The organism is Chloroflexota bacterium (assembly GCA_040902225.1).
Lineage (GTDB): Bacteria > Chloroflexota > Limnocylindria > QHBO01 > QHBO01 > CF-167.
The window spans coordinates 1-5,650 of sequence record JBBDXT010000003.1; the positions used below are offsets into that span (position 1 = coordinate 1).

General features: G+C 68.7%; 5 protein-coding genes. All 5 read left to right on the forward strand.

The genetic code is table 11. The features are described from left to right. Positions 1-1,007: LacI family DNA-binding transcriptional regulator (locus WEB29_02230; protein MEX2135766.1), on the forward strand; the 1,007-nt coding region annotated here is incomplete at its 5' end. Between the two features lie 64 nt (positions 1,008-1,071). Next, entirely contained in the window at positions 1,072-2,505 is a 1,434-nt protein-coding gene (locus WEB29_02235) for an extracellular solute-binding protein (GenBank protein ID MEX2135767.1), read from the forward strand. 69 nt (positions 2,506-2,574) lie between these two features. Continuing rightward, the gene (locus WEB29_02240) at positions 2,575-3,537 is read left to right on the forward strand and encodes a sugar ABC transporter permease (protein MEX2135768.1); all 963 of its coding nucleotides are present in this window, start codon (positions 2,575-2,577) and stop codon (positions 3,535-3,537) included. Further along, positions 3,534-4,616, forward strand: a complete 1,083-nt coding sequence (locus WEB29_02245; protein MEX2135769.1) for a carbohydrate ABC transporter permease — start codon at positions 3,534-3,536, stop codon at positions 4,614-4,616. Before WEB29_02240 ends, WEB29_02245 begins: the two co-directional genes overlap by 4 nt. Beyond that, positions 4,613-5,650 (forward strand): family 1 glycosylhydrolase (locus WEB29_02250; protein ID MEX2135770.1); only part of this gene is annotated, 1,038 nt, incomplete at its 3' end. The genes WEB29_02245 and WEB29_02250, both read left to right, overlap by 4 nt.

A 5,650-nucleotide genomic window follows, 5' to 3' on the forward strand; every position in this document is an offset into this window, starting at 1 on the left:
CGGCGACGCTCGAGCAGGTCGCCCTCCTCGCCAGCGTCTCGCGGGCGACCGTCTCACGCGTCGTGAACGGTGATCGGCGCGTCGGCGAGGTTACCCGGAACGTCGTCGAGGCGGCCATCCAGGAGCTCGGATATACCCCAAACCATGCCGCGCGCAGCCTCGTCACGCGCCGCAGTGACTCGATCGCGGTGGTCATTCCCGAGCCGACCACCCAGCTCTTCGGCGACCCGTTCTTCCCGCGCGTCCTGCGCGGCATCAGCGACGCCCTGGCGGACGAGGAGCTCGCGCTGGTGCTGCTCATGCCGCAGGGACGCGGGGACGAGCTGCGAGTGGAGCGGTACCTGGCAGCCGGGCACACCGACGGCGCGCTGCTCGTCTCGCTCCACGGATCGGACCCCCTGCCGCGAGACCTGCAGCGACGCGGGATCCCGGTCGTGGTCGGCGGCCGGCCGCCCGGTGCGGGGATCCCCTACGTGGACGTCGACAACCGCGGTGGCGCGGGCAGCGCCGTGGACCATCTCCTCGAGACCGGACGGCGCCACGTCGGGACGATCGGCGGTCCGCAGGACATGCCCCCGGGCGCAGACCGCCTCGCCGGATATCACGAGACGCTGTCCCGTGCCGGGATCGACATCTCGGATCGGCTCATCGAGGTCGCGGACTTCACACTCGATGGGGGACGAAGCGCGATGGAACGGCTTCTCGAACGGGCCCCCGAGGTCGACGCCGTCTTCGCCGCCTCGGACCTGATGGCGATCGGCGCGATAGCCGCGCTCGCGGCAGCGGGCAGGCGGGTGCCGCAGGACGTCGCCGTCGTCGGCTTCGACGACTCGCCACTGGCAGCGGCCGCGCGACCCGCGCTCTCGAGCGTCCGGCAGCCGATCGAGGAGATGGGTCGCGAGATGACGCGGCTTCTCCTCCACGGGATGCGCAACGCGGATGGGCCACCGCGCCGCGTGATCCTCGACACCAGCCTCGTCGTTCGGCAGTCCAGTGCGCCTATGTGAATCAGCCCTGGCCTGAGCCAGGACACCCATCAGCACGTGCTGCATTCGTTAGTTGGAGGAGGTCATGTATCGACCGATTGGCACGCGCCGGTCCCTCGGAGTGATGGGAGCCGGATTCGTGCTCTTCCTGGCGGCCTGCGGGACCCAGGGAACGAGTCCATCGGAGGCGGCGGAATCTTCCGAGCCGGAGGCGAGCGCGTCTGCCGCGAGCGGCGAGGTCGTCGAGATCGAATGGTTCGTCGGCCTCGGAACCGGCGAGAACGAGGAGCAGATCCCGACCGAGGAGGCGGTCGTGGCGGCCTTCAACGAAGCCAACCCGAACATCCACCTGACCCTGACGGTGGTCGACAACACGGAGGCTGCGACGACGCTCGCCGCGCGCCTTCCGAGCGACCCACCTGACATCATCGGCCCGATCGGGATCCGCGGGCTCCAGTCGTTCGGCGACCAGCTGCTCGACATCGGCCCGTACATCGAGAGCTCGGGGGTCGACCTGTCGGAGATTCCGCAGGCGCTCATCGATGTCTACAACGTCGACGGCAAGCAGATCGGCATCCCGATGGCGGTGTACCCGTCGTTCATCTACTACAACAAGTCGCTCTTCGATGAGGCGCAGCTTGCCTATCCGCCGCACGAGGTCGGCGAGCAGTACGAGGGCCAGGACTGGACCTGGGAGGTTCTCCGCGATCTCGCCCTGCAACTGACCGTTGACGCCAACGGCAACGACGCCACGAGCGCCGAGTTCGATCCCGAGAACGTAGAGGTGTACGGCCTCGACGCGCAGTTCACCGAGAACGACACGCGCGCGTGGTCGACGATCTTCGGCGGATCGGGCTCCGTGGTCGCTGACGACGGGTCAACGGCGCAGTGGCCCGACAACTGGCGCCACGGACTCCAGTTCTTCTACGACGGCATCTGGGTTGACCACATCATCCCGAATCAGACCGCCGTGCAGGCACTGGCCGATGGCAACACGTTCCAGTCCGGCCTGGTGGCGATGGACGTGGTGCATCAGTGGTACACGTGCTGCGTCTATCCGGGCGAGGGCGATCCGCCGGTCACCGATTGGGACATCGCGGTCCTGCCGGTGGGCCCCGACGGCGTCATCACGTCGAAGCTCCACGCCGACACGATCGGCATCCTGGACTCGACCGAGCATCCCGACGAGGCGTTCGAGGTTCTCAGGTTCCTCGCCGCATCTCCCGAGCTGACCCAGGTCTGGGGCGCGCTGCCCGCGATCGAGAATCAGCGGGACGCGTTCTTCGCCGGCCTCGACGAGCGCTTCACGCCGCTCGAGATCGACTGGAACGTCTCGACGCAGATGCTCGAGTACCCGGACAACCCCAGCCACGAGGCCTTCATGCCCAGCTTCGACGAGGCCGACTCGGCGAACAAGGACTTTGGCAGCCGGCTCTGGAACACCGCCGGCCTCGACCTCGCGGCGGAGATCGACGCGCACGTCCAGCTCCTGCAGGGGATCTTCGACGAGGGAACCTGACGCTTCCTCCACCCCGAGTCGGGGGCGGCCGCCATGGCCGTCCCCGACCCCTACCATGGTGAGGACCGCATGGCCATGACCCCGCACACCACCGGCTCCGCGGCGTTGCCGATCGGCGCCGTCCCGACCCGGTGGGGGCGGCTGACCTCGCGGGAGTCGCTCACCGGGCTCGCCTTCGTTGCCCCGTTCATCATCGGCTTCGTCGTCTTCTCGGCGCTGCCGATGATCGCCTCGCTCGTCCTGTCGTTCACGGACTTCGATCCGCGTCGCGCTGACGAGACGCGGTTCATCGGCCTCGACAATTACGCGCGGATGCTGCGGGACCCCGTGCTGCTCCAGTCCCTGTGGGTGACTGTCCGCTTCGCGCTGCTGGTCGTGCCGCTCACGCTCGGCTTCGCCCTGGCGGTGGCGCTGCTCGTCAACAACACCCTCCTCTTCGGGCGCAGCGTCTTCAGGACCCTGTTCTACATGCCGATGCAGATCCCGATCGTGGCGAGCACCATCGTCTGGATCGGCGTCCTCAACGCCCAGAACGGGTGGCTGAACTACGGCCTCGGCGCTGTCGGGATCGATGGGCCGAACTGGCTCCAGAGCGCGACGTGGGTCGGCCCCTCCCTGGCGCTCATGGGTCTCTGGGGGATCGGCAACATGATGCTCATCTTCCTTGCGGGCCTCCAGAGCGTGCCGACGGAGCTCTACGACGCGGCACGTGTGGACGGCGCCGGCGTGTGGGGCCGCTTCCGCCATGTCACCCTGCCGATGATCTCGCCGGTCCTCTTCTACAACCTGATCATCGCCCTGATCGCGACGTTCCAGTACTTCACGCAGGCCTACGTCGTCAGCAACGGCCGTGGCGACCCGGACCGCGCGACCCTCTTCTTCAACCTCAACCTGTTCCGCGAGGCATTCACCTTCTTCAACATGGGCTACGCATCCGCCCTGGCGTGGCTGCTGTTCGTGATCGTGCTGGGCCTCACGATCGTCCTGTTCCGCACCGCGGGCTCATGGGTCTTCGAGGGGTCCGAGCGATGAGCGCCGTCACGGCGCGCCGCGAGCGGCTCCGCGGCGGATCCGTGCTCCAGGGCCACATGCGGGGCTTCACCGCGCGCGCGGGGATCACCCTGCTGGCGATCACCACCGTCTCGATCTTCCTGATGCCGCTCGTCTTCATGGTCGCCACCGCCTTCAAGGACCAGAGCCAGCTCACCGCGCCCGGGGCGCCGCTCTATCCGGCGCAACCCGAGACCTTCGAGTACGAGGGTGAGCAGTACCCGGTCTTCGACGTGCCCGACGTGGACGGGACCATCCGTGCCTGGGCGCTCATCGAGGCGCACCGCGAGGACAGCGTCTTCGTCGACCCGGCGAACCCGGACGCGGGACCGATCACCTGGGTCGGGCGCTGGCGCACCCTGGAGCAGCACTGGGCGTTCTCACTGAACACCGGCAACTTCGCCAACGCCTGGGACACGGTGAACTTTCCACGGCTCTTCTTCAACACCTTCGCGATCGCGGGCCTGTCCACGCTCTTCGCGGTGGTCTCGGCGATCTGCGTCGCCTATGGATTCAGCCGCTTCCGATTCCCAGGGCGCAACGGGCTCTTCGTGGTGATGCTGGCCACGATCATCCTGCCCTTCCAGGTGACGCTCGTTCCGAGCTACGCCGTCTACCTCGCCTTCGGCTGGATCGGGACGTGGTGGCCGCTCATCATCCCGCACGCCTTCGCCAACGCGTACAACGTGTTCCTGCTGCGCCAGTACTTCCTCACCATCCCGCGCGAGCTGGACGAGGCGGCGATGATCGACGGTGCGGGGCCGCTGCGCATCCTGCGCTCGATCATCGTGCCGCAGGCGATCCCGGCCATCGTGGCGGTCAGCCTCTTCCACTTCTTCTTCGCCTGGAACGAGTACTTCCTGCCGCTCGTGTACCTCCAGTCGGAGCCGGACCTCCAGCCGCTCTCGGTCGGCCTCGCTCGCTTCAACGCGCTCTACTCGCAGGAGCCGACCCTGATCCAGGCGGCGGCGATCATGGCCATGGCGCTGCCCGTCGTCGTCTTCTTCCTGGCCCAGCGGGCCTTCATGCGCGGCGTGGTGTTCGGAGGGGTGGAGAAGTGACGCTGACCGATGCCCTCGCCGCGCCAGCGGCGTTGGCGCGCCGCTTTCCGCGAGGCTTTGCCTTCGGCGCGGCAACCGCCAGCTACCAGATCGAGGGGGCCACGGACGCCGATGGCCGCGGTCCGAGCATCTGGGACACGTTCAGCCGCACGCCGGGACGGACGCGGAACGGCGAGACGGGCGACGTCGCCTGCGACCATTACCGCCGCTGGGAGTCCGACCTCGACCTGATGGCCGAGCTCGGGCTGCGCGCGTACCGGTTCAGCATCGCCTGGCCCCGGATCCAGCCGGCCGGCTCCGGGGCGCCGAACGTTGCCGGTCTCGACTTCTACGACCGGCTCGTGGACGGGCTCCTCGAGCGCGGCATCGAGCCGTGGCTGACCCTCTATCACTGGGACCTCCCGCAGCCGCTCGAGGACCGCGGCGGGTGGACCGAGCCGGAGATCGTCGAGCGGGTGGGGGAGTACGCATCGATCGTGGCGGCAGGCCTCGGCGACCGGGTGCGGCACTGGATCACGCTCAACGAACCGCGCACGCACTCGTACATCGGCTACGGGACGGGGCGCCACGCACCCGGACGCCACGGGTGGTCGACGGCGCTGCGGGCGGCCCACCACTCCCATCTCGCCCACGCGGCGGCCGCCCGCGCCATTCGGGCCGCGGCCCCCGCGGCGAGGGTCGGGATCTGCCATGACATCGCCGATCTCGTCCCCGCCGGCGGCGACGCCGATGACGCCGCGGCGACGGTGCGGCACGACGGCGCGATGCACCGCTGGTTTCTCGACCCCACCTTCGGCCGAGGCTACCCGACGGACATGGTGCGCTGGTACGACGAGCATGGCCTTCTCGACCGGATCGACCCCGACGAGGTCGCCGTCGCGGAGCCGGTCGACTTCCTTGCCGTGAACTACTACCGCCGCGAGCGGATCGCGGCGGCACCGGTCACGGCGGACTGGGGGATCGGCTCGCGGGTCGTTGATCACGTCGGCGAGCATGCCGGCAACGGCTGGGAGATCTGGCCGGACGGCCTTCGT

What these genes read in the sequence shown, in the direction of transcription:
- WEB29_02240 (MEX2135768.1), top strand. Translation starts at nt 2,575, where the DNA reads ATGGCCATGACCCCGCACACCACCGGCTCCGCGGCGTTGCCGATCGGC.
- WEB29_02245 (MEX2135769.1), top strand. Translation starts at nt 3,534, where the DNA reads ATGAGCGCCGTCACGGCGCGCCGCGAGCGGCTCCGCGGCGGATCCGTG.
- WEB29_02235 (MEX2135767.1), top strand. Translation starts at nt 1,072, where the DNA reads ATGTATCGACCGATTGGCACGCGCCGGTCCCTCGGAGTGATGGGAGCC.